Below are 21,827 nucleotides of genomic sequence, written 5' to 3' on the forward strand. Positions count from 1 at the left end.
CCCTTATTCTCTGTCCGTTTAGTTGATCCCTGGCGATAATACAGGCTACTCTGCCGCCAATGTGCTGATTAAGGATCTTCTGGTGACATTTCCGCTGATAAAACGCAGCCTGATCATCTGGTTACTGCTGATGGCGATCCCGCTGATGGTGGTGCCCGGCATTCAGCTGTATCAACAATGGAAAGCGCTCAATAAGGCGTTTCAGGAAGTGGAGCTGCAGATTGCGTACCGGCTGACGCAGAATGCGGCGGTATTGCCGCTGATCTCACCCGGCAGCGATGCCAAAGCGCTTAATCACAAATTCCCGCAAATTGTCGCCATTGAACCCCTGCCTGGCGGAAGCTCTGAAGAAGTGCGGATTACCCTCGCGGATAATGGCCGTTACTGGCTGAATAATCCCTGGCAGAATGTCCGCGAGCTGGTGGACTTTCGCCCGGTCATCGCGGCGGCATTACAGCAGGCTGAGTTCAGCCATCTGACGTTAAGCTGGCAGGAAAACGTGCTGCTCACCGCCGGCAGCGGGCAGTCTGGCGGGCTCTGGCACTGGTCGACGACCTTTGCGCAGGAGATCCAGCCGTTTACGCTGACCGCTGACGCGTCGGCAAACTGGGCGGCAGTCAAAATATGGCCTTCGTTACTGCTGGCGCTGCTGCTTAGTGGGCTGGTTCTGCTGCTGCATCAGCTGCAGCGCCAGCGCCAGGCCGATCGCCGCGCGCAGTTTTATCAGCATTCACAGCTCAACGCACTGGGCGAAATTACGGCGGGCATGGTGCATGAGATCAATCAGCCGCTGACCGCCATCCAGACCTGGTTACAGGGCGCGCAAAGGCTGGTGGCCAAGGGCGATCTCAGCCTGCTGCCGAAAGCGCTAGAGGGCGCCTTAAGCCAGACTCAGCGCATTGCCTTACTGCTGCAGCGCTTCCGCGATCACCTTGAACAACGTGAAGTGAAGATGGAAGCGGTGGACGTGAAACGTCTGTGGGGACATGTCGAGGATCTGCTGGCGCGGGAGATCCGCGAAGGCGAGATAGCCGTGCAGCGCGATTTTGTTACGCCAGCACCGCTGGTGCGCGCCGACCGCCTGTGGCTGGAGCAGGTGCTGCATAATCTGTTAAGCAATGCGGTGCAGGCGCAGAGCGCGCAGCGCAAAGGCTGGGTTCGGGTGCAGTGCAGGGTGGACGATCGCAGCGTGCTGATAACGCTGACCGACGGCGGGAAAGGATTTTCGGAAGAGGGCCTGAAGCAGGCGCTGATGCCGTTTTATACCACCCGCGCCGAGGGTATCGGCCTGGGGATGACGCTGGCGGAAACCCTGGTATTACGCATGAACGGGACGATTCGCCTGTCGAACCATGAGGCTGGCGGAGCCTGCATACACCTGCGTTTTCAGCTTTGGGAGAAGCAATGAACGAGTCACCTATCTGGCTGATTGACGATGATGCGTCGATCAGGGAATCCCTGAGCTTTCTGTTGCAGACGCTGGGCTGGCAGGTCAACACCTTCGACAGCATTGCCGCCTTTGAAAGCGACGCGTCGGTCACGCCCTCGCTGACCGGTTGCCTGTTGCTGGATATCCGCATGCCGGGAAAAAGCGGGCTGAGCTGGCTGGAAGAGACGTCCCGTCACTATCCGCTGCTGCCGGTGATCCTGATGACCGGCCACGGCACTATCGACCTGTGCCGCCGGGCGTTCCAGCACGGTGCCTGGGAGTTTTTTACCAAACCCATCGACAGCGATGCGCTGATTGAGTGCATCAGCGAGGCCTTCAAAGAGAGCGAACTGCGCGCCGGGCAACGGCAGGAACGGCAGCAGTTGGAGAATAAGTTTGCTCAGCTGACGAACCGTGAGCGCGAGGTGCTGGCGCTGCTGGTCGAAGGGCAGAGCGCCAAAGAGATCGCTAAGACGCTGGCGCTTTCCCCGCGTACCGCCGAAGCGCATCGTGCCTCGATCTTTGCCCGCCTTGAGGTCAACAACCTGGCAACGCTGGTCTGGCAGTATGCCCGGCTGCAAACCCTGTCTGAACCTGGTAGATCTACCAGGCGCGATGGGTAATCCACCGAATAGTTCGCCTCTGACGTTTCCTGCAGAATAGGGTCCACTTACCGAAAACAGGAATACTGAGATGAAAAAGACCCTTTCTGCTCTGGCCGTACTGGCCTGCTTTAGCGCACTGCCGGTACATGCCGCGTCGCTGACTGAAAAAAACATATCTCTGCAGCAGGCCAATGAATTGGCGTCTGCCGTCATTCAGTCCTGTTCGGCAAAAAAATATAACGTCAGCGTGACCGTCCTCGATCGTGGCGGCAACGTGAAAGCCCTGCAGCGCATGGATAACGCCGGCCCGCACACCGTTGAAGCCAGCCGCATGAAGGCCTTCACCGCGCTGAGCGCGAAAAACGCCTCTGGCAAAGTGATGGAAGCCGCGCAGTCGAACGCCGGTGCCGCCAATATGCGTGACATCCCGGGTTTCCTGTTGCTGGCTGGTGGTTTGCCGCTGCGTGATGGCGACCAGGTGATCGGCTCGGTAGGCGTGGGTGGTGCACCAGGCGGAAATCTGGATGAGCAGTGCGCTCAGGCCGCTATCGATAATGTGTTCAAAGGCTAATGAGGAAGGCTAAATCATGAAAAAAATCATTCTACTGACTTCGCTGCTGATGGTGTGGGGTTCAGTCCAGGCCGCGGAACCGGCAACCGGCTGCGCCGCGAAACGCGCAGAGGTTGTCGAACAAATTAATTATGCCGACGCCCATGGCAACAGTTCACAGAAAGCGGGCCTGGAAAAAGCGCTGAAAGAGATCGATCAGCACTGCACTAACGAAGGTCTGCTGGCCGATCGCCAACAGAAGGTCAGTGAGAAGCAGGCCAAAGTCGCCGAGCGCGAAACCGATCTGCGTGAAGCGCAGGCCAGCGGCAACAGCAAGAAAATTGCCAAACAGCAGAAGAAACTGGACAGCGCTAACGAAGAGTTAAAAGACGCGCAGGCGCAGTTGAGCAAGTAATCTCTGCACCTGCAAAAGGAGCCCTCGAGGCTCCTTTTTTTATGACTTCACAGTTTCTGGGATATACTCAGCCGGTCCTCACTTTCGCTAAGGCCATCCTTGAAAATCACGCTTGAAGAACTGCGGGCCTGGGTCGTGGTTGTCGATACCGGTTCGATCACCGCTGCCGCCGAACAGCTGAGCCAGACCACTTCCGGCATCAGCCGTGCGCTGAGCAGGCTGGAAAAGAAGCTGCAGACCACCTTATTGCACCGCACCACCCGTCGCATCGCCCTGACCGAAGAGGGCCAGATTTTTCTGGAGCACGCGCGGGAGATCCTGCGTTCGGTCGAAACCGCCGAGGAGCAGATTGCTCAGCGGCGTGAAATCCCTTCTGGCCGGCTGCGGGTCAATGCCGCCACGCCGTTTATGCTGCATGTGATCGTGCCGTTACTGGACGAATTCACCGCGCGCTATCCATTAATCCAACTTGAACTGAACACCGACGATCTGGTGATCGATCTGCTGGAGCAGCAGACCGATATCGCCATCCGGATTGGTGAACTCAGGGATTCCAGTATTCATGCCAGGGCATTAGGCAGCAGCCGATTACGCCTGGTGGCCAGCCCGGACTATCTGGCGAAATATGGTGTGCCGACGCGCGTGGAGGATCTGGACGATCACCGTTTGCTGGGCTTCAGCCAGTTAGATCGTCATAACGTCTGGCCGGTGTGGAAGAGTGAAGGGGAGCCGCTGCAAATCAAACCGACAATGTCGGCATCCAGTGGCGAAACGCTCAGGCAGCTGGCGGTTTACGGGCAGGGGATCGTGCGCATCTCTGATTTTCTCAGTCGCGAGGATCGCGCCAGCGGCAGGCTTGTTACCGTGCTGGATGACCTGACGCGCGAGATGCATCACCCGATCCACGCGGTCTACTACCGCAACACCACCTTATCGGTGCGGATCAGCTGCTTCCTGGATTTTCTTAGCGAGCAGATCGCCAGCAAGCCTTTGCTTTAAAAAAGGGCAAGTGCAGAGAAAATATAGCGAATACCGACAGGGTCAGAAAAATCGCCCGGAGAGGTGTGCTCATCCGGGCGAAGTGATTAAGGCAGGTTACTTAGCCGCTTCCAGCACGAAAATCTTCACATCCACCACATCGGCTTTGATGTTGGTGCGGTGCTGTTCCATATGGGCAGCCTGCTGATGCTGCTCCAGATGGCGCAGAGAATCCCAGTGCTCGACCATAAAGATGGAATCCGGCGAATGCTGCTTCCAGGGAACCTGCGCTTTATAGTCAGTCAGCGCCTGATAGCTTCCGCAGCCCGCTTCCTCCAACACTGTTGGCGTTACGTTCTCAATAGCCTGTAAAACGGCCGTACGGCGGCCTGGCTTTACGCAAATTTCAGCGATCACGGTGAGCATAGTCGTTCCTTTTTGGGATTGTCGTCTGACTAGTTAAGCAAAGATTTCGCTCAGATGAGTCCGATAGCGTGCAATATCTGCGGCAATCTCCGGCTGTTTAATCACATCGTTACAAATAAAGGTCGGTAAACCTTCCATGCCGAGGAACTGATTTGCCTTGTGGAAGTGCAGGTACAGGCCATCGACGCCGACGCCCTCGAAGAACTGCTCGGGATCGGTAAAGGCCTGCAGTGGCGCATTCCAGGTCAGGGAAAGCATATATTTGGTGCCCTGAATCAGCCCGCCGGAGCCGTATTTTTTCGCCGCGTCGGAGCGGGTACGGCCATCGCTGGCGTATAGCGAACCGTGGCCTTCGGTAAAGACTTCATCAATGTATTTTTTCAGGATCCACGGCTCGCCCATCCACCAACCTGGCATCTGGTAAATCACGGTATCTGCATCAAGATATTTCTGCACTTCATCGGCTACCACATACCCGTCGTCAACCACGGTGACGTCGACCTGATGGCCGGCATCGCGTAAAAAGGTAGCGGCCACTTCGGTCATCGTGTGGTTCAGCTCGCCTTTTGAATGGGCGAAGGCTTTTCCTGCATCAATAATTAAAATCTTGCTCATGCTCTTTGTTCTCCAGTTCATGACATTACGGCCAGTCTACGCGCGAGAACCGCAGAGAAAAATGTGTGTTTGATCACAACACTTTTGCTTTTTGAGCAATAATGGCGCTTCACAAGGTAGGATTTCGGCACAGTTACCATGAGACAGACAACAATGATAAAAAAAATGCGCATTAAAAGCGGGGTTGCCGCGTTATTGCTGGTTGCAGGCGGCGCCAGTGCTCAGTCACATCTGGACCGCGTGCTGCAAAGCAAAGTCCTGACGGTTTGCACCACCGGCGATTACAAGCCGTACACCTTCCTGCGCGCTGACGGGCAATATGAAGGTATTGATATCGCGATGGCGCAGTCACTGGCTAAAAATCTCGGCGCGGAAGTGAAGTGGGTGCCCACAACCTGGAAAACCTTAACGCCAGATTTTATCGCCAAGCAGTGCGATATCGCCCTGGGCGGCGTGTCGGTCACCCTGAAGCGCCAGCAAACCGCCTGGTTTGCTACCCCGCTGGGTACCGATGGCAAGATCCCGCTGGTGCGCTGTGCCGATAAGAAGAAGTACCGCACCATTGAACAGCTGAATAAGCCGTCGGTGCGGCTGATCGAACCGGCGGGTGGCACCAACGAGGCGTTTGCCCACGCTTACCTGCCGCAGGCTAACCTGACGCTGTTCCACGACAACGTCACCATATTCCAGCAGTTAGTGGATAAAAAGGCCGACGTGATGATCACCGATGCCTCGGAAGCGATGTTCCAGCAGAAGCATTATCCCAAGCTCTGCGCCATCAATCCTGAGCAGCCGATGCAGTACGGCGAGAAAGCCTACATGCTGCCGCGTGACGATCTGAGCTGGAAACTGTATGTCGACCAGTGGCTGCATTTGAGCAATGCCACCGGCGAATATCAGCAGGTTGTCAGCCAGTGGCTGGCCGTTAAAAAATAAACCTGATGGCGGGGCAATCTTTCCCCGCCTGAATCCGCTTTGCCCCCACGGTACCCTGTGACAGACCCCGCCTGGATAAGGTACTATCCACGCCAAACGACCCCGATGTGGCGCGCCAACAGCGCCGCGATGTGAGGAATCAAGAGTAATGAGTGACCTGACGCAGGATGGTGCAGAGCGTCGTGCCCTGCATAAGTTTACGGAAGAGGCCTACCTCAACTATTCCATGTACGTCATCATGGACCGTGCGCTGCCCTATATTGGCGACGGGCTGAAGCCCGTACAGCGCCGCATTGTCTATGCGATGTCAGAGCTGGGGCTGAACAACAGCGCCAAGTTCAAAAAGTCGGCCCGTACCGTGGGTGACGTGCTGGGTAAATACCATCCGCACGGCGACAGCGCCTGTTATGAAGCGATGGTGCTGATGGCGCAGCCGTTCTCTTACCGCTATCCGCTGGTGGATGGTCAGGGAAACTGGGGTGCGCCGGACGATCCGAAGTCCTTCGCCGCGATGCGTTACACCGAATCCCGTCTGTCGAAATATGCCGAAGTGCTGCTGGGCGAGCTGGGACAGGGCACCGTCGACTATGTCCCGAACTTCGACGGCACCATGCAGGAGCCGAAAATGCTGCCTGCGCGGCTGCCGAATATCCTGCTGAACGGCACCACCGGGATTGCGGTGGGCATGGCAACCGATATTCCTCCGCATAACCTGCGCGAAGTGGCGAAGGCGGCGATCGCGCTGATCGACGCACCAAAAACCACTCTCGACGAGCTGCTGGATATCGTGCAGGGGCCGGACTATCCGACCGAAGCCGAAATCATTACGCCGCGTAACGAAATTCGTAAAATTTACCAGAGCGGTCGTGGCTCGGTGCGCATGCGCGCGGTGTGGAAACGTGAAGATGGCGACGTGGTGATCACCGCGCTGCCGCATCAGGTCTCCGGTGCCCGCGTGCTTGAGCAGATTGCTGCCCAGATGCGCAATAAAAAGCTGCCAATGGTCGAAGATCTGCGTGATGAATCCAACCACGAGAACCCGACGCGGCTGGTGATTGTGCCGCGCTCCAATCGGGTGGATATGGACCAGGTGATGAACCACCTGTTTGCCACCACCGATCTGGAAAAAAGCTACCGCATCAACCTGAACATGATCGGCCTGAACAACCGTCCGGCGGTGAAAAACCTGCTGGAGATCCTCAGCGAGTGGCTGATCTACCGTCGTGATACCGTGCGCCGCCGCTTGCAGCACCGTCTGGATAAAGTGCTGCGTCGTCTGCATATCCTCGAAGGTTTGCTGGTAGCGTTCCTCAATATCGATGACGTGATCCACATCATTCGTACCGAGGACGAGCCGAAGCCGGTCCTGATGTCGCGCTTTGAGATCAGCGAAACGCAGGCTGAAGCGATCCTCGAACTGAAATTACGTCATCTCGCCAAACTGGAAGAGATGAAAATTCGCGGCGAGCAGGATGAGCTGGCGAAAGAGCGCGATCAGCTGCAGGGCATTCTGGCGTCCGAGCGCAAAATGAATACCCTGCTGAAGAAAGAGTTGCAGGCAGACAGCGACCTGTATGGCGACGATCGCCGTTCACCGCTGCGTGAGCGTGAAGAAGCGAAAGCCATCAGCGAAAGCGAACTGGTGCCGTCAGAGCCGGTGACCATTGTGCTGTCGCAGTCGGGCTGGGTGCGCAGTGCCAAAGGGCATGATATCGATCCGGGTGGCCTGAGCTACAAAGCCGGTGACAGCTATCGCGCCGCCGCCCGTGGCAAGAGCAATCAGCCGGTGGTGTTTGTCGACTCCACCGGCCGCAGCTATGCGCTGGATCCGATTACGCTGCCGTCGGCGCGTGGTCAGGGCGAGCCGTTGACCGGCAAGCTGACGCCACCGCCGGGCGCGGTGATGGAGCAGGTGCTGATGGAGGCCGACGATCAGAAACTGCTGATGGCCTCGAACGCGGGCTACGGCTTCGTCTGTACCTTCAGCGATCTGGTTTCCCGTAACCGCGCCGGTAAAGCGCTGCTCACGCTGCCGCAGAATGCCAAAGTGATGACGCCACTGGCGATCCATCATGATGACGATCTGCTGTTAGCGATTACCTCTGCGGGCCGGATGCTGCTGTTCCCGGTGGGCGATCTGCCGCAGCTGTCGAAAGGCAAGGGCAACAAAATTATCTCCATTCCTTCCGCGCAGGCGGCGTCCGGTGAAGATAATCTGGCCTGGCTGCTGCTGCTGACACCACAAACCTCGGTGACGCTGCACGTCGGTAAACGCAAGCTGACGCTGAAGCCTGACGATCTGCAGAAGTTCCGCGCAGAGCGCGGGCGTCGCGGTACGCTGTTGCCACGTGGATTGCAGCGTATCGATCGGGTGGAAGTTGACGGTCCGGTCAGAGCACCGGTTGCTGACAGCGAAGAGTAACGGTCCCTGTATACTGCGTGCTGGCCAGGCGAAAGCCTGGCTAACCCAGTGAAATGCAGTCAATTTCAAGATTTCAGGATATACTTTATCCGTACCCCGAAGGCAGGGCGTTCGCCCCGGTAACAGGTCAGGTTACCGTCTGCCGACTCAGGGGAGTCTGAAAGCAATAACGAGGATGTGATGCTCTCAATTTTACGTTTTATTGTCGTGGTGATTTACTCAATCCTGGTGTGTGTCTTTGGCTGCATCTGGTGCTTATTCAGCCCGAGAAACCCGCGTCACGTCGCCACGTTTGGCCATCTTTTTGGCAAACTTTCGACGGTATTTGGCCTGAAAGTCGAACTCCGCCGTCCAGAAGGCGCCGATAATTACCCTAACGCCATCTATATTGCCAACCATCAAAATAACTACGATATGATCACCGCGGCGAAGATTGTGCAGCCGACGACGGTGACCGTCGGCAAGAAAACGCTGTTGTGGGTGCCCTTTTTTGGCCTGCTGTACTGGCTGACCGGTAACCTGCTGATTGACCGTGATAACCGCTCCAAGGCGCACGGCACCATTGGCGAGCTGGTCGATCAGTTCAAGAAGAAAAAAATCTCGTTCTGGATGTTCCCGGAAGGCACCCGCAGCCGTGGCCGTGGCCTGCTGCCGTTTAAAACCGGCGCATTCCACGCGGCAATGGCCGCCGGTGTGCCGATCATCCCGATTGTGGTGTCGAACACCCACGATAAAATTAAGCTGAACCGCCTGAACAACGGCCATGTGATTATCGAAATGCTGCCACCGGTGGATACGGCTGCTTTTGCCGACCAGTCGGTGCGCAAGCTGGCGACGCACTGCCGTGAACTGATGATGGCGAAACTTGACGAGTTGAATGCAGAAGTGGCCGCGCGCGAAGCCGCCGATAAAAGATAATTTCAGCCAGCCTGCGGGCTGGCTTACCCTCACACAGCAAAGACCAGAATCATAAAAGATGGATAGCAGTCCGGCATAAGGACTGCGTTTTGGTTTACGGAGTTTTTATGTCTTTCAGTCGACGTCAGTTTATTCAGGCTTCGGGTATCGCGCTGTGCGCGGGCTCGTTGCCTGTTAATGCGTTCGCCGCCGGGCCGGGCACCGCATTGCCGGTCCCGCCGCTGGTGGAATCGCGCCGCGGGCAGCCCATTTTCCTGACCTTACAACGCAGCCACTGGTCCTTCACCGGCGATGGCAACAAGGCGCAGGTGTGGGGCGTTAACGGCCTCTATCTCGGGCCGACGGTGCGGGTGTGGAGCGGCGATGATGTCAAGCTGATCTACAGCAACCGACTGAATGAACCCGTCTCGATGACCATCAGCGGTCTGCAGGTGCCGGGCGCACTGGCGGGCGGCGCACCACGACTGATGTCACCGGGCGTGGACTGGGCGCCGGTATTGCCGATCCGCCAGGCAGCCACCGCCTGCTGGTATCACGCCAACACGCCAAACCGCATGGCACCTCACGTTTATAACGGGCTGGCCGGTCTGTGGCTGATTGAGGATGAGGTCAGCAAAGCGCTGCCGATCCCCAATCATTACGGCGTCGATGATTTCCCGCTGATTATCCAGGATAAGCGCCTGGATAACTTTGGTTCACCGCAGTATGACCCGCCGTCCAGCGGTGGCTTTGTCGGCGACACGCTGCTGGTCAACGGCGTGCAGAATCCGTATGTCGATGTCTCGCGCGGCTGGGTGCGTTTGCGCCTGCTTAACGCCTCCAACTCCCGCTGTTATCAGCTGTTAATGAGCGACAACCGCCCGTTCAACGTGATTTCCAGCGATCAGGGATTCCTGCCTGCGCCGGTGGCGGTCAAGCAGCTGTCGCTGGCACCGGGCGAACGCCGTGAAGTGCTGGTGGATATGAGCCAGGGCGACGAAGTGTCGATCACGGCGGGCACCGCAGCCGGTATCGTTGACCGCTTGCGCGGCCTGTTCGAACCCTCCAGCATTCTGACCTCGACGCTGGTGCTGACGCTGCGTCCGACCGGGCTGTTACCGCTGGTCACCGATAACCTGCCAATGCGCTTGCTGGCCGATGAGGTGATTGAAGGTTCGGTCAGCCGCACGCGTGAATTCAGCCTCGGTGATTCATTGCCGGGCATCAATGGCGCGCTATGGGATATGGAGCGAATTGACGTGCAGGCGCAGCAGGGCACCTTTGAGCGCTGGATTATCCATGCCGATCTGCCGCAGTCATTCCATATTCAGGGCGTGAAGTTCCTGATTAAAAACGTCAACGGCGCGCAGCCCTGGGCAGAAGATCGCGGCTGGAAAGATACGGTCTGGGTCGACGGCACGGTGGAGTTATTTGTCTCATTGCTGCAGTCCTCAGCTGAACCTTTTCCGTTCGTCTATTACAGCCAGACGCTGGAAATGGCCGACCGCGGCTCGGCGGGTCAGATGCTGATACAGCCAACGATTTAGGTGGCGAGAGTCGGGCAGGCAGGCAAAAAAAACGGGGCGATTAATTCGCCCCGTTTGCACAGTTAGTTCAGCTCATCCGGGTTTGGTCCCAGTCGGTTACCCTTATCCAGCTTGGCAATCTCGCTGATTTCAGGTTTCTCCAGACGGAAGTCAAACACCTTAAAGTTCTCTTCAATGCGCGACGGCGTGACCGATTTCGGGATCACCACCAGGCCGCTATCCAGATGCCAGCGAATCACGATCTGCGCCGGGGTTTTGCCGTATTTCTTCGCCAGGTTTTTAATGATCTCCTGATCAAATACGCCTTTACCGCCTTGCGCTAACGGACTCCAGGACTCGGTCTGAATATGGTGCATCGCATTCCACGCGTGCAGCGTGCGCTGCTGCAGCATCGGATGCAACTCAATCTGATTGACCACCGGGCTGACGCCGGTCTCTTCCAGCAGCCGTTTCAGGTGGGCTTCCTGGAAATTACAGACGCCGATACTTTTCGTCAGCCCCTGTTTTTGTAACTCAATCATCGCTTTCCAGGCATCAACGTAGTTGTCTTTTGCCGGGCACGGCCAGTGCATCAGATAAAGATCGACACTCTCCAGCTGCAATTTTTTCAGGCTGGTTTCCATCGCCTGCGGCGCGTTCAGCTGATCGTCATTCCACAGTTTGGTGGTGACAAAGATATCTTCGCGCGGGATATCGGTTTCTTGCAGCGCCTGCCCAATCCCTTCCTCGTTTTTGTAGATGGCGGCGGTATCCAGTGAGCGATAGCCGACCTGCAACGCCTTAACTGCAGCGGTGCGGGTATCTTCAATGCTGGCCTGCCAGACACCAAGGCCAATCTGCGGCATCATGTTGCCGTCATGGAGTTTAATTACAGGTTGCTCTGCCATGTTTTCTCCTTTGCAGCGAATGAACCGGCACCTCTGTGCCGGCGAGTGACTCTAAGTCTAGTTGAGAATAGCCGCGCCGTTGGGCATGATGCTATTTGGAATTCTCTGAGAGTAAAACTCGTCTATGGATCGCAACACGCTTTGTACTCAGCTTGCCAGGAAGGTGGTGCATCTGGTGACATCGGGCGCTTCGCCGCTGGCTTCGTTGCCGGATGTTCGCCTGATTTATGCCGACAAGCCCAGCGGACGGACGCCGGTGCTCTATTCTTCGGGGATTGTGATCCTGTTCCAGGGGCAGAAAACCGGCTACCTCGGCAATAATGTTTTTCATTACGATGCCACGGAATACCTGATGCTGACCGTGCCGCTGTCGGTCGAGTGTGAAACTTTCGCCACGCCGGAAGCGCCGCTGGCCGGGATCCTGCTGAACGTCGATCCGGTCAAGCTGCAGGATTTGCTGATTGATATTGGCGATGACGACAGCTTCCATCCTGAACCGCAAACCCGGGGCATTCACTCCTCCGCGCTGACGGAAGAGATGCTCTGTGCCGCCGAGCGGCTGCTGGACGTGCTGGCGAATCCGCGCGATGCCCGCGTGCTGGGCCCGCAGATTGTCAGGGAAATTCTCTATCATGTGCTGCTTGGCCCGTGCGGCGGGGCGCTGATGGCGCTGGTCAGCCGCCACACCCAGTTCAGCCAGATTGCCCGCGCATTGCGCCGCATCGAACACCATTACACCGATAACCTCAGCGTTGACCTGCTGGCCGCAGAAGTGAATATGAGCGTCTCGGCGTTTCACCATAACTTTAAAGCGGTGACCAGCACCTCGCCGTTGCAGTATCTGAAGAGCTACCGGCTGCATCAGGCGCGGATGCTGATGCTGCATGAAGGATTGAAGGCCAGCGCGGCGGCAATGCGGGTAGGGTATGAAAGTGCTTCGCAGTTTTCGCGCGAGTTTAAGCGCTATTTTGGCGTCACGCCGGGCGAAGAAGCGACGCGGATGCGTCAGGCGGGATAAGAGAAAGGCCGGAGCACCGGCCTTTTTTTACGCCGATTTTTTACGGCGGATCAGCAGTACCACGCTGCCGATTAATCCGGCACAAAGCAGCACCAGCGGCAACACCATCAGAATGGTCATCACCTGATCTTCGTGCCTTTTGATAAACGGCACCTGGGTGATGGCAAAGCCCAGCGACACCAAAATGGCCACCCAGAGAAAACCACTCAGCCAGTTAAACAGCTGGAAGCGGCCGTTTTTCAGGCCGGAAATCCCCGCCATGGTCGGCAGAATGGTGCGGACAAAGCCCAGAAAACGGCCAACGATCAAAGCCGTCAAACCGTGGCGATGAAACAGATTCCACGCCCGCTGGTGATACTGCACCGGCAGATGCATCAGCCAGCTTTTCACCAGCCGCGTATTGCCCAGCCAGCGTCCCTGTAAATAGCTTAGCCAGCAGCCGAGGCTGGCGGCCAGCGTCAGGATCGCCACCGTAGGCACAAAGTCCATCACCCCTTTGGCAATCATCGCGCCTGCCAGTAACAGCAGGCTGTCGCCCGGCAGAAACGAGGCGGGCAACAGGCCATTTTCAAGAAACAGGGTAGCGAACATAATGCAATAAACTACCCAAATGACGTCCGGATTGGCCAGCGCAGCAAAATCCTGATGCCACAGCGCCTGAACAATCTCATGCAATACACCCATCTTAATTCCTGTTTACTGCGTTAAGCTGCCATTGTAGCGCTAATCCCCTCACCACACTTTGATCAAGGGCGCGGATGTCGCACCGTTAATCGTCCGTTTAGCTTTATCAGGCAGGACAGGCGGAAAGACGAGCAAATCCGGCAGCCAGGTCTTCAATCAGGTCGTCAACGTTCTCCAGGCCAATATGCAGGCGCACCAGCGTGCCAGTGAAATCCACGCCGCCGGCCGGCCGGATTTCCGCCAGCTCTTCCGGCTGATTAGCGAGGATCAGCGACTCGTAGCCGCCCCAGGAATAGGCCATGCTGAAGTGTTCGAAGCGATCGAGATACTCAGCCAGCTGCGGGTCGGTCAAACGCGCTTTCAGCACAAATGAGAACAGGCCGCTGCTGCCGGTAAAGTCGCGCTGCCAGAATTCATGTCCCTTACATTGTGGCAGAGCAGGATGATTGACCACGGAAACTTCGGCCCGATCTGCCAGCCAGTGGGCGACCTTTATGGCGCTTTCTTCATGCTGACGCAGGCGCACGGCCAGCGTTCTTAATCCCCGGCTGGCCATATAGGCGGTATCGGCATCGACCATCTGGCCCATCAGATAGGAGTTTTCACGCAGCTGTGCCCAGCAACGTTCATTGGCAACTGCGGTGCCGATCATCGCGTCAGAGTGACCAATCAGATACTTGGTGCCGGCCTGAATGGAAATATCGACGCCAAAATCCAGCGCGCGGAACAGAATGCCGGCGGCCCAGGTATTGTCGATCATGATCACCGCATCCGGCGCTTTGCTGCGCACGGCGGCGACAATCGCCGGGACATCCTGCACTTCCATGGTGATCGAGGCCGGAGATTCGAGAAACACCACCTTGGTATTTGGTTGCACCCGTTCGGCAATTTCCGCACCGATGCAGTGATCGAACCAGGTGGTGGAGACATTCATTTTGCTGAGAATTTTGGTGCAGAAGTCCTGCGTCGGTTCATAGACCGACCCCGCCATCAGCACGTTATCGCCAGCAGAAACAAAGGCCAGAATGGCGTTGGCAACCGCAGCCGCGCCGCAAGGATAGAGCGCACAGCCCGCGCCGCCTTCCAGTTCGGTCATCGCGTCCTGCAGGGAAAAGTGGGTCAGCGTGCCGCGACGGCCGTAAAATAACTCGCCATCGGCACGGCCGGCGGTACAGCGTTTTTTCTCAGCCACGCTATCAAACACCAGCGAGGAGGCCCGCTGGATCACGCTATTCACTGAGCCCTGGGTAAAACGTTTACTGCGTCCGGCGGCAATCAGCGCCGTTTCAATTTTTTTACTGGTCATCGGAATGCTCTGTTTGCGGATGTCTGGTCTGCCTTAACGTTAACACGGCAGGCGGCTGGGCGAAATTAAGCGTAGGGCACTGTGAGAAAGATTCAGCAAAAGTCGGCTGGATATGCGCTAAATCAGGAAAGTGTGTAAAAAATGTTACCCCAAAAGTAAATAGTAATGATAACCACTATCAATTCAGCACTGATTTGGTATGATCCGCACTGGTTTTTTTTACCCGTTGAATGACGTTGGAGACACAGCGTGACGAATGATTTGATGCAGACGGATCTTTCCGTCTGGGGCATGTACCAGCATGCGGACATCGTAGTAAAAGTGGTGATGATCGGCTTACTGCTGGCATCTGTCGTGACCTGGGCGATCTTCTTCAGTAAAAGTTTTGAACTCAGCGCCGCGAAACGCCGCCTGAAAAACGAACAGAACGCGCTGGCAGGTGCACGCTCTCTGCAGGAAGCCGCGCAGATCAGCGCCAGCTTTAAAGCGGGCAGCCTGACCACGCAGTTTCTGAAAGAAGCGGAAAACGAGCTGGAACTTTCCGCAGGCTCCGACGACGACAACGGCATCAAAGAGCGTACCTCTTTCCGCCTGGAGCGCCGCGTGGCGTTCTTTAGCCGTCACGCGGGCCGCGGCAACGGTTTCCTCGCCACCATCGGCGCCATCGCACCGTTCGTCGGTCTGTTTGGTACGGTGTGGGGCATCATGAACAGCTTTATCGGCATTGCCCAGACCCAGACCACTAACCTGGCAGTGGTTGCACCGGGGATTGCGGAAGCCCTGCTGGCCACCGCTATCGGCCTGGTTGCGGCCATCCCCGCCGTGGTGATCTACAACGTCTTTGCCCGCCTGATCGGCAACTACAAAGCGTCAATGGGCGATGTTGCCGCCCAGGTGATGCTGCTGCAAAGCCGCGATCTGGACCTGGCCGCCAGCGGCAGCGTACAGCGTGCGCCCGCTCAGAAACTGCGGGTAGGATAAGCACCATGGCAATGCGATTGAATGAAGATCTCGAAAGCAACGGCGAAATGCATGAAATCAACGTCACGCCGTTTATCGACGTGATGCTGGTGCTGCTGATTATCTTTATGGTCGCCGCGCCGCTGGCAACCGTTGACGTCCGCGTTAACCTTCCTGCTTCCACCAGTGCGCCGCAGCCGCGTCCTGAGAAGCCGGTTTACCTGTCAATCAAAGCCGACAAGCAGCTGTTCATTGGCAACAATGCGGTGACGCCGGAAACGCTGTTGAATGCGCTGAACAGCCAGACCGAAGGCAATAAAGAGACCACCATTTTCTTCCAGGCAGATAAGTCTGTGGATTATGAAACGCTGATGGGCGTGATGGATAAACTGCGTCAGGCGGGATATCTGAAGATTGGTCTGATGGGAATGGAAACCGCCGGGAAGTAACCGACGGGCGTTAAAAAAAGGGCCGACATGCAGATGTCGGCCCTTTTTTATTACAGCTGCACCGCCGGGGCGCCGCTGTGTCGGGTCTGGTACTGACGGATCAGGCGCTTGATAATCATTGTCCCAATCAATCCGCACACGGCGGCAAAGGTCAGCCAGACGCCAGGCATCGCCTTATCGCCGGTGACGTGGATCAGGTAGCTGGAGATGGCCGGGGTGAAGCCGCCGAACAGGGCGGTTGCCAGGCTGTAAGCCAGTGAGAAGCCGGTCGCGCGCACTTCCGCCGGCATCACTTCTGCCAGATACACCACCATCGCACCGTTATAGCTGGCGTAGAGGAACGAGAGCCACAGTTCCGCTTCCAGCAGGTGGGAAAGGCTCGGGGAACCGACCAGCCAGTGCAGCACCGGCCACGCGGTGGCAATCATCAGCAGCGTAAAGAAAATCAGCAGCGGACGGCGGCCATAATGGTCGGACACGGCACCCATGATCGGCAGCCAAATCAGGTTAGACACGCCCACGCACAGGGTGACGAAGAAGCTCTGTTTGTCGCTCATCATCAGCACGGTTTTGCCGAAGGTGGGGGTAAACGCAGTGATCATATAGAACATCACCGTGGTGGTGACCACCATCAGCATGCCCGCCAGCACCAGCGCCCAGTTGCTGGCGACCGAGCGGATGATTTGCTTCATCGACGGGTGCGTTTTACGCTGGCTGAACGCTTCGGTCTCTTCCAGCTTGCTCCGGATCCAGAACAGGAACGGCACAATCATACAGCCGATCAAAAACGGGATACGCCAGCCCCATTCGGTGACCTGATCTTTTTCCAGCAGATGGTTCAGGCCCAGGCCTAACAGCGCCGCAAAAATCACCGCGATCTGCTGGCTACCCGACTGCCAGCTAACGAAGAAGCCCTTACGGTTCTTCGGCGCGATCTCGGCCAGATAAACCGAAACGCCGCCCAGCTCAACCCCGGCAGAGAAGCCCTGCAACAGGCGTCCTAACAGGATCAGGATCGGCGCGGCGGCACCCAGCGTGTTGTAACCCGGCACCACCGCAATGGTCAGCGTGCCGATGGCCATCAAGCCCAGCGTCATCAGCAGCCCTTTGCGGCGGCCATGATGGTCAATATACGACCCCAGCACGATGGCGCCCAATGGCCGCATCAGGAAACCTGCACCGAAGGTCATCAACGTCAGCATCAGCGAGGCAAAGGGATCGTCACCCGGGAAAAAGGTTTTGGCGATAGCCGTGGCGTAATAACCAAACACCATGAAATCGAACATTTCCAGGAAATTTCCGCTGGTCACATTGAAGATGGTTCTGGCATTACCCTGAGGCTTGCGGGCGGGATTTGGGGGAGAAGTCACGGCAGTCATACAGCATCCTTTTGGGTTTTCTTCCGTTTTATCGTGCCAGCCGCGGATTTAATGTGATGACGGTCACCGTTAGCCGGGCGCTGGGCAGACTCTTCGTAACAAATTATTAACACATGCAGTGCCAGCCATTATTCAGGCAGAAAAGCCGCCGTCAGAAGCCGCTGACGGCGGTGGTCATCGACTCAGAACGACAGGTCGATCACCACACTGTCGCTGTAACTGCCCGCCACCGGCGTGGCCTGGGTGGTCAGCACCTTCGCGGTGTAGTTGAAGGTGCGGGTCAGGCCATCGGTGCTAAGGGCACTGGAGGCGGTACTCGACACCCGGTCGCTACCGGTTGGCCCCCAGCGCGTGGTGGTGGCATTTTGATAAATCTCGTAGGCCAGCTGGTTGCTGCCGCTGGTCATATAGCGTTGGGTGCCCACCGCATGGCTGCCGTTGCTCATCCCCACCGTATAGGTGCTGCCTTTGGTACAAATCACATTAATCGACTGAGAAATGGTATTGAAACTGCTGACCAGCGGCGCGCTGCCGAAGCTGATATCGGGTGCGGTGATCGTGGTGCAGTCATTGGTGACAATCAGCGTGGTAGTAATGGGTATGGTTCCCGATCCCGTCTGTTGATTGCCCAGCAGACAGAGTCCCAACGCGCCAATGCCGGTACAAATGTTGTAGTTGACCAGGATATTCAGGTTGACGGTATAGGTGCCTGCGGCCACCGTTTGCCCCGGTACCGTGCGCAGGTAGAGCGGAATACTGAAGTTCTGCCCGCCGCCCAGACCAAGCAGGTTCAGCAGCTGCGCCTGACTGTAGGTGGTGGTGACGCCACCGACCGCGATTTCGGTGGCGCAGGCGGCGTCGGTGCAGGTGCGAAGCGGGATATTGTCGGTGCCGGTGCTGACGGTTTTTAACGTTGCCCGCGTGCCGCTGGTGTAGGTGGCGCTGGCGAGCTGCAGCCTTATATAGTCGGTGGAAAGCAGTGACAGCACGCTGCCCGAGCCGCAGTTGACGTTGACGTTGGCCGTTATGTTGCTGGCAGTGGTATTGACCGCAAACGAACTGACGGTGCCGAAACTGGCGGTGGAAGAGGGCAACGTACAGGCGGCCCAGCCGGGGATCGCGCAGGCCAGCAGCAGCAGGAATAACAGGCCGGAAAGCAGCTTTTTCATGGTGACGTTCCTGAAGAGGGATCGGATGTGAGCGAGCAGGTCAGCGGCCCGTAAGTTTCAAGCGATTTCGGGCGGCCGCCCGCCACAGTGAGCGTTGACGCGCAGTGGCGACCATCCGGCGTTTCTGCGCGGAAAACATTTTCAGTTTTCAGGTTTTCCATCCACACCAGACCATCCCAGCCAACGTATTCGGTTGCCTGACCTTCGCGGAGGATCTGCGTGGACACCGGCAGCGGCTGGCCGTTTTGATCGTGCAGGATCACACTGGCGGCACGCAGCGGTTCAATCGGGAAGTGCAGCAGATAGCCACTGTCCCGCTTAACGGCAAAGCGCTGTTCCACGCTGGAGGTGGTCATGTCCGCCGGCAGATCGAGCGTATCGATGTCGTACTTCGCCGGATAATAGGAGCTGATGCCCGGCACCAGCAGATAGCCGTTGTCATTGGTTTTACCCATCAGTTGGTTTTCATAACGGACATTGATGTTCGGGTAGTCGGTTTTCACCAGCACGAAGGCGTCGTTGACCTGATTGGCGGCAAACAGGCTGCCATCCATCAACACCACCGAGCCGGTTAAATCCGCCCATTCTGTGCTGTAGTCCTTGTCGCCATAGAAGCCGGCGGAGGTTTCGATATTGGCGTTACGCCAGCTCAGGCTCGCCTGGCGGTAATCGCTGTCGCTGCTCTGATTGGCATACGAGGCATCCCAGGCAAATCCGCCTTCGGTCGGCATCGCGCGCGAGGCGGTAATGCGTTGTGAAGATCCGCCTTGCTGATCGCGCTCCTGACTTACGCTGACCGTGCCCAGATCGCTGAACGGGATCACCAGTGAAATGGCACCGGACCATTCGCCTTCCTGCTGGTCGCGGCTGGCCGAGACGTACAGGCTGCTGTTGCCCCACAGGTTCTTACTCCACGACAGGTTCCACAGCTGGGTGCGGTCGCCGGTGCCGCTGGTGATATCAATAAAGGCGGCGCCGACGCTGCCATACTGGTTCAGCGACAGGCTGGCACTGTACTGGGCGCTGCGGCGGCTGAGGGTGTATTCCGAGCCGCCGATGTTACCGTTACGATCGCCGTACAGGGCCAGATTGCCGAAGCCCGACGAGCGCACGATATGCTGCGTGCCGACGCTGAAGCGGCTGTTGTTGTACTGATAACCCCAGCTGTACTGCGTGCCGGTGTCGCCTTCCATCTGGCTTTGCGTCAGCGCTGCATTGACCACGCCCAGCGAGCCAACTCTCATCTGGCCGCCCGCGCCGCCCACCGCCAGCGCATCGGCACCTTCGGCGTGGCTTTCCAGCGTCAGCCAGTCGTTCAGGCCATAACGATACGAGCCGCTGACCGCACCGGCTCCGTAATCAAAATTCTTCAGACCGTAATTTTCACGCAGCGCACCGGCAGAAAATGAAAAGTCCGACAGGCCGGGTTTCAGCAGGTTACTCGACACATAAAACGGCAGGGTGGTGGTCACGCGCCGGCCCACCGCATCGGTGGTCACCACCACCGCGTTCCCCGCGCCGTTAACGAACGGCATATTGGTCAGTGACCACGGGCCAGGCTGGACGTTGTTGCTGCTGTTTTTATAACCGTTCACAAACAGGTCAACGGTTGACGGCACCGCAGCCTGACCGGAAAACGACGGCAGCGGATAGGTGACCAAATCCGGGCGCACGGAAAAGTCCCTGGCGATCTGGATACCGCCCAGCCTGACGCTGCTGGTCCACGCCAGCGAGTCGGTGATCAGATCGCCCACCCGCCAGCTGAGCGAGTGGTTCTCATCCTGATTACTCCACCAGGTGTCGTAGCGCAGGAAGCCCTCGTCCTGGCTGCCCGGCGTACCGGAAAGCTGTTCCTGATAGACGCCATTGGTAGAAAACTGCCCGCTGTCGCTGAACATGCGGAATTCGTTCCAGGCAGAAAGTCGGGTGCCGCTGGCCGAGGTGTGGCTTGTATACAGATCGTAATTGAACAGGGCGCCTGCGGTGGTGCGTCCCGGATAGCGCGGGCCGTTGGTTTCGGCGCTGGCGATGGTTTGCTTCGGCAGCCAGGCCGGCGGCACGGTCAGCAGGATGCGCTGACGCGGTCGATCGTATTCGGCTTTGACCTCGGGGAGCGTCGAGACATCGACAATCGAGGCATTTATCTTCGAGGTGGGGATCCCGGCGCGCTGCAGATCGCCCGCGCGCAATAAATAGTGGTCATCCTTAAACTCAACCGGCACCACCTGACCGCTGTCCTGATCGTTCACCACCAGTCCCAGCATGTACTGATTGTTCTGCTGACCTGGCGCAGTTTGTTGCGGCGGCGGCGGCAGTGAGGAAAAGGTCTCCGCGCTGCCGGTTACAGGGAACAGGCAACTGATGATGCCGGTGACGGCCAGGGAGCAGCGTCCCAGTGACGCAACGCATCGCCTGCTCATGCGTTACTGTGAGGAACCGGTACTACGCCAGCTTTTGTTATTTTCCAGCTGCGCGCTCAGTTCCGAACTGTTGGAAGCCGGGAAATTCAACGGGAAGGTATTGCTGGATCCTGCCAGCACATAGCCAAACAGGCTGTTGGACAGAATGCGGCTGCCGAGCGAGACTTTGCTCAGTCTGGCGTGGCCAGAGCCGTTATTGGTGATCCTGATGGCGGAATGGCCATCCTGACTGACCGTCTGCCAGCTGAGATCGGGCTTAGCCGAGTCGGAGGAAAGGCCTTCACCGTAGGTGAACAGCGGCACCGAGTAACGCATCTGGAAGTTCAGCCCGGCCTGGTCTTTACCCGGCGTTTGCGGGGTGGGGATCTCATCCAGCAATACCCGGTACGCGACCTCCTTGCCTGCCGGTGGCGGCGTCTGATTGATCAACCGCACCAGCTGTTTTTTCCCCGGTTCAATCCTCACCAGCGGCGGGCTGGCGACCACGGTTTGCTGCGTCTGATACTGTTCCTGCCCGTTAATCTGCTGCCAGGTAAACACCCTGACCTGCATTAAGGTGGTGGCTTCTCCCCGGTTCTCCAGCCACAGCTCGGTGGCTTTATCACCGCTGGGGATTTTAGGATCGATAGGCCAGATCAACACCGAGTTACCAGCCCAGGCTGGCGCCACCAGAGCACTGCCCATCAGGCTGATCAGCAGGCCAAAAAGTCGTAGCGTCTTCATTATTCAATCCTT

General features: G+C 57.5%; 21 protein-coding genes. 12 read left to right on the forward strand and 9 right to left on the reverse strand.

The window, feature by feature from the left end:
* Positions 1-82 precede the first annotated feature (82 nt).
* The 5 genes from ACXKZG_RS03420 to ACXKZG_RS03440 all read left to right on the forward strand — a co-directional run bounded on the left by ACXKZG_RS03420 (position 83) and on the right by ACXKZG_RS03440 (position 3,998).
* On the forward strand, positions 83-1,408 hold the full coding sequence (locus ACXKZG_RS03420) for a sensor histidine kinase (RefSeq protein ID WP_488875697.1): 1,326 nt from the start codon (positions 83-85) through the stop codon (positions 1,406-1,408).
* Positions 1,405-2,052, forward strand: coding sequence for a response regulator transcription factor (locus ACXKZG_RS03425; RefSeq protein WP_488875698.1), 648 nt, complete (start codon positions 1,405-1,407; stop codon positions 2,050-2,052). Before ACXKZG_RS03420 ends, ACXKZG_RS03425 begins: the two co-directional genes overlap by 4 nt.
* A gap of 70 nt (positions 2,053-2,122) precedes the next feature.
* On the forward strand, positions 2,123-2,605 hold the full coding sequence (locus ACXKZG_RS03430) for a GlcG/HbpS family heme-binding protein (protein ID WP_134822765.1): 483 nt from the start codon (positions 2,123-2,125) through the stop codon (positions 2,603-2,605).
* 16 nt (positions 2,606-2,621) lie between these two features.
* Entirely contained in the window at positions 2,622-2,999 is a 378-nt protein-coding gene (locus tag ACXKZG_RS03435; RefSeq protein ID WP_134822764.1) for a DUF1090 domain-containing protein, read from the forward strand.
* A 99-nt stretch (positions 3,000-3,098) separates the two neighbouring features.
* Positions 3,099-3,998, forward strand: a complete 900-nt coding sequence (locus ACXKZG_RS03440) for a LysR family transcriptional regulator (RefSeq protein ID WP_013203863.1) — start codon at positions 3,099-3,101, stop codon at positions 3,996-3,998.
* Between the two features lie 96 nt (positions 3,999-4,094).
* Here the strand turns inward: ACXKZG_RS03440 and ACXKZG_RS03445 are convergent, their stop codons facing one another.
* Both ACXKZG_RS03445 and ACXKZG_RS03450 read right to left on the reverse strand, forming a co-directional pair.
* Positions 4,095-4,403: a putative quinol monooxygenase gene (locus tag ACXKZG_RS03445; protein WP_013203849.1), complete on the reverse strand. Its 309-nt coding sequence runs from the start codon at positions 4,401-4,403 to the stop codon at positions 4,095-4,097.
* A gap of 33 nt (positions 4,404-4,436) precedes the next feature.
* Positions 4,437-5,018, reverse strand: a complete 582-nt coding sequence (locus tag ACXKZG_RS03450; protein ID WP_346567159.1) for an NAD(P)H-dependent oxidoreductase — start codon at positions 5,016-5,018, stop codon at positions 4,437-4,439.
* 165 nt (positions 5,019-5,183) lie between these two features.
* Here ACXKZG_RS03450 and ACXKZG_RS03455 point away from each other — a divergent pair, with 165 nt between their 5' ends.
* The 4 genes from ACXKZG_RS03455 (at position 5,184) to ftsP (ending at position 10,820) form a co-directional block, all read left to right on the forward strand.
* Entirely contained in the window at positions 5,184-5,954 is a 771-nt protein-coding gene (locus ACXKZG_RS03455; RefSeq protein ID WP_471720981.1) for a transporter substrate-binding domain-containing protein, read from the forward strand.
* A gap of 148 nt (positions 5,955-6,102) precedes the next feature.
* On the forward strand, positions 6,103-8,376 hold the full coding sequence (gene parC / locus ACXKZG_RS03460) for a DNA topoisomerase IV subunit A (RefSeq protein ID WP_488875699.1): 2,274 nt from the start codon (positions 6,103-6,105) through the stop codon (positions 8,374-8,376).
* Positions 8,377-8,556: 180 nt separating this feature from the next.
* The gene (locus tag ACXKZG_RS03465) at positions 8,557-9,294 is read left to right on the forward strand and encodes a 1-acylglycerol-3-phosphate O-acyltransferase (RefSeq protein WP_013203845.1); all 738 of its coding nucleotides are present in this window, start codon (positions 8,557-8,559) and stop codon (positions 9,292-9,294) included.
* Positions 9,295-9,401: 107 nt separating this feature from the next.
* Complete coding sequence (ftsP, locus tag ACXKZG_RS03470) at positions 9,402-10,820, forward strand: cell division protein FtsP (protein WP_488875700.1); 1,419 nt, start codon at positions 9,402-9,404, stop codon at positions 10,818-10,820.
* Between the two features lie 62 nt (positions 10,821-10,882).
* Here the strand turns inward: ftsP and dkgA are convergent, their stop codons facing one another.
* Positions 10,883-11,707, reverse strand: a complete 825-nt coding sequence (gene dkgA / locus ACXKZG_RS03475; protein ID WP_013203843.1) for a 2,5-didehydrogluconate reductase DkgA — start codon at positions 11,705-11,707, stop codon at positions 10,883-10,885.
* Between the two features lie 124 nt (positions 11,708-11,831).
* Between dkgA and ACXKZG_RS03480 the strand changes: the two genes are divergently transcribed.
* Positions 11,832-12,725 (forward strand): AraC family transcriptional regulator, encoded by an 894-nt coding sequence (locus ACXKZG_RS03480; RefSeq protein WP_013203842.1) that lies wholly within the window; start codon positions 11,832-11,834, stop codon positions 12,723-12,725.
* A 27-nt stretch (positions 12,726-12,752) separates the two neighbouring features.
* Here ACXKZG_RS03480 and ACXKZG_RS03485 read toward each other — a convergent pair whose 3' ends face one another.
* Both ACXKZG_RS03485 and metC read right to left on the reverse strand, forming a co-directional pair.
* Positions 12,753-13,409 (reverse strand): DedA family protein, encoded by a 657-nt coding sequence (locus ACXKZG_RS03485; RefSeq protein WP_013203841.1) that lies wholly within the window; start codon positions 13,407-13,409, stop codon positions 12,753-12,755.
* 106 nt (positions 13,410-13,515) lie between these two features.
* Entirely contained in the window at positions 13,516-14,715 is a 1,200-nt protein-coding gene (gene metC / locus ACXKZG_RS03490; protein ID WP_134822759.1) for a cystathionine beta-lyase, read from the reverse strand.
* A gap of 249 nt (positions 14,716-14,964) precedes the next feature.
* Between metC and exbB the strand changes: the two genes are divergently transcribed.
* Positions 14,965-15,696, forward strand: coding sequence for a tol-pal system-associated acyl-CoA thioesterase (gene exbB / locus ACXKZG_RS03495; RefSeq protein WP_134822758.1), 732 nt, complete (start codon positions 14,965-14,967; stop codon positions 15,694-15,696).
* 5 nt (positions 15,697-15,701) lie between these two features.
* Positions 15,702-16,124: a TonB system transport protein ExbD gene (gene exbD / locus ACXKZG_RS03500; RefSeq protein ID WP_013203838.1), complete on the forward strand. Its 423-nt coding sequence runs from the start codon at positions 15,702-15,704 to the stop codon at positions 16,122-16,124.
* A 50-nt stretch (positions 16,125-16,174) separates the two neighbouring features.
* On the opposite strand, the gene ACXKZG_RS03505 is transcribed toward exbD, so the two are convergent.
* The 4 genes from ACXKZG_RS03505 to ACXKZG_RS03520 all read right to left on the reverse strand — a co-directional run bounded on the left by ACXKZG_RS03505 (position 16,175) and on the right by ACXKZG_RS03520 (position 21,815).
* A complete protein-coding gene (locus ACXKZG_RS03505) occupies positions 16,175-17,503 on the reverse strand; it encodes an MFS transporter (protein WP_488875701.1) in 1,329 nt (442 codons plus the stop codon).
* A 182-nt stretch (positions 17,504-17,685) separates the two neighbouring features.
* Positions 17,686-18,672, reverse strand: a complete 987-nt coding sequence (locus ACXKZG_RS03510) for a Csu type fimbrial protein (RefSeq protein ID WP_346567155.1) — start codon at positions 18,670-18,672, stop codon at positions 17,686-17,688.
* On the reverse strand, positions 18,669-21,092 hold the full coding sequence (locus tag ACXKZG_RS03515; protein ID WP_488875702.1) for a fimbria/pilus outer membrane usher protein: 2,424 nt from the start codon (positions 21,090-21,092) through the stop codon (positions 18,669-18,671). The genes ACXKZG_RS03510 and ACXKZG_RS03515 overlap by 4 nt, the downstream gene beginning before the upstream one ends.
* Positions 21,093-21,095: 3 nt before the next feature.
* On the reverse strand, positions 21,096-21,815 hold the full coding sequence (locus ACXKZG_RS03520) for a fimbrial biogenesis chaperone (RefSeq protein ID WP_053144782.1): 720 nt from the start codon (positions 21,813-21,815) through the stop codon (positions 21,096-21,098).
* Positions 21,816-21,827 lie beyond the last annotated feature (12 nt).

This window comes from Erwinia sp. 2186 (assembly GCF_057812255.1).

Excerpts from the sequence above, each read along its gene's own strand:
- ACXKZG_RS03425 (WP_488875698.1), top strand. The coding sequence starts at position 1,405 with ATGAACGAGTCACCTATCTGGCTGATTGACGATGATGCGTCGATCAGG.
- ACXKZG_RS03430 (WP_134822765.1), top strand. The coding sequence starts at position 2,123 with ATGAAAAAGACCCTTTCTGCTCTGGCCGTACTGGCCTGCTTTAGCGCA.
- ACXKZG_RS03435 (WP_134822764.1), top strand. The coding sequence starts at position 2,622 with ATGAAAAAAATCATTCTACTGACTTCGCTGCTGATGGTGTGGGGTTCA.
- ACXKZG_RS03445 (WP_013203849.1), bottom strand. The coding sequence starts at position 4,403 with ATGCTCACCGTGATCGCTGAAATTTGCGTAAAGCCAGGCCGCCGTACG.
- ACXKZG_RS03450 (WP_346567159.1), bottom strand. The coding sequence starts at position 5,018 with ATGAGCAAGATTTTAATTATTGATGCAGGAAAAGCCTTCGCCCATTCA.
- ACXKZG_RS03455 (WP_471720981.1), top strand. The coding sequence starts at position 5,184 with ATGCGCATTAAAAGCGGGGTTGCCGCGTTATTGCTGGTTGCAGGCGGC.
- parC (WP_488875699.1), top strand. The coding sequence starts at position 6,103 with ATGAGTGACCTGACGCAGGATGGTGCAGAGCGTCGTGCCCTGCATAAG.
- ACXKZG_RS03465 (WP_013203845.1), top strand. The coding sequence starts at position 8,557 with ATGCTCTCAATTTTACGTTTTATTGTCGTGGTGATTTACTCAATCCTG.
- ftsP (WP_488875700.1), top strand. The coding sequence starts at position 9,402 with ATGTCTTTCAGTCGACGTCAGTTTATTCAGGCTTCGGGTATCGCGCTG.
- dkgA (WP_013203843.1), bottom strand. The coding sequence starts at position 11,707 with ATGGCAGAGCAACCTGTAATTAAACTCCATGACGGCAACATGATGCCG.
- ACXKZG_RS03480 (WP_013203842.1), top strand. The coding sequence starts at position 11,832 with ATGGATCGCAACACGCTTTGTACTCAGCTTGCCAGGAAGGTGGTGCAT.
- ACXKZG_RS03485 (WP_013203841.1), bottom strand. The coding sequence starts at position 13,409 with ATGGGTGTATTGCATGAGATTGTTCAGGCGCTGTGGCATCAGGATTTT.
- metC (WP_134822759.1), bottom strand. The coding sequence starts at position 14,715 with ATGACCAGTAAAAAAATTGAAACGGCGCTGATTGCCGCCGGACGCAGT.
- exbD (WP_013203838.1), top strand. The coding sequence starts at position 15,702 with ATGGCAATGCGATTGAATGAAGATCTCGAAAGCAACGGCGAAATGCAT.
- ACXKZG_RS03505 (WP_488875701.1), bottom strand. The coding sequence starts at position 17,503 with ATGACTGCCGTGACTTCTCCCCCAAATCCCGCCCGCAAGCCTCAGGGT.
- ACXKZG_RS03510 (WP_346567155.1), bottom strand. The coding sequence starts at position 18,672 with ATGAAAAAGCTGCTTTCCGGCCTGTTATTCCTGCTGCTGCTGGCCTGC.
- ACXKZG_RS03515 (WP_488875702.1), bottom strand. The coding sequence starts at position 21,092 with ATGAGCAGGCGATGCGTTGCGTCACTGGGACGCTGCTCCCTGGCCGTC.
- ACXKZG_RS03520 (WP_053144782.1), bottom strand. The coding sequence starts at position 21,815 with ATGAAGACGCTACGACTTTTTGGCCTGCTGATCAGCCTGATGGGCAGT.